2 protein-coding genes are annotated in these 1,135 nt (G+C 40.3%); both read left to right on the forward strand.

Annotated features, from left to right (window positions below; all coding sequences use genetic code 11):
• A partial coding sequence (locus J3U09_RS10910; RefSeq protein WP_267358205.1) for a hypothetical protein occupies positions 1-873 on the forward strand: 873 nt, incomplete at its 5' end.
• A gap of 65 nt (positions 874-938) precedes the next feature.
• Positions 939-1,135: hypothetical protein (locus J3U09_RS10915; RefSeq protein ID WP_267358206.1), on the forward strand; the 197-nt coding region annotated here is incomplete at its 3' end.

Genomic DNA, 1,135 nt, shown 5'->3' on the forward strand with positions numbered 1-1,135 from the left:
TATGGCGTTCCTCAAAGTCGTACTTTTAGTGAAAGTAAAGTCACTTATTATGTAAGCCCTAAGGCGGTACCGGTGGTCTGCTTTGCAAAACCTGAATTGGATGATGGTTTTGATGAATATGCCGGCCCAGCTTCGATATGGAACCCTAATAAAGGTTTCCTCCCTCAGTCTTTTGAGTCGTCATCTTATGGTTTAAATTTCCCTACAACCGGTGCTAATAATCTGTACTTTGATTTAAATATTCGTGGTATTAATGAGGCATTGTCCTGGGCACCGGTTTCGCATGGTGGTATTACCGCGACGATGACCAATTCCAAACGTACAAGCGTGCGCGTTACCTTAACCGGTCCTGTTGCCAGTTCATCCCAATGGGCATCTAATTCCCCTGGTAGTATTGCTATACCTACTTTACCTCAGATTTTCGAGTTAATTGGACGAGACAGTCAAGGTAATGAAGTCGTTAAGTATGGATTTGAGTTAAAACAGTGGTTCGTCAATCGAGGTACCAGCTATTACGATTATTCAAATACATTATCTTGGTGTAATAGCCTTGGTTATCGGATGCCTAAGGTTAAAGATTTAACTAATGCATCTTGTCAGGGTGCGGATTCTTCTCCCAATTTGTGTCAAGGGGTAGTTGGTGCGACACCTCCGTCACTGAATAATCATTATCAGCGTCGAATTGGTGCCGGGCTGTTTACGGAATGGGGCGATACGACCACTTACGCCAGCGCTAATTTCATCAATCATTGGTACGGGACTAGTGACCTCTATGATAGTAGTAAACAATCTGTATTTTTTGTCGTGAGCGCTGTCGATGGCATGGTTGTTAATTCGAATGCTGGAGGCACAGGTATTTGTGTGTCACCTTAGTTACGTTAATGAGTAAGCATAGAAAAATATATAAATTAGAATATTAATCAGCAAGGATGCCAACTATGCATTATAATTTCAAACATGGACAAAACAGGCCAATTTATCATTTAAATTCATTTAATTTAAGCATTCAACGCTTATTTTTCCATTTCAGTTTATTCATCCACGAAAATTTAAGAACGTTTTGCCGCTTATTGCGAAATGCTTTTCAACGCTTATTTCGTGGTTCCAAATTATCCCGGCAAATCTTTTTAGTGTT

It is taken from the genome of Gilliamella sp. B2889 (assembly GCF_026536885.1).
GTDB classification, from domain to species: Bacteria; Pseudomonadota; Gammaproteobacteria; order Enterobacterales; family Orbaceae; genus Gilliamella; species Gilliamella apicola_E.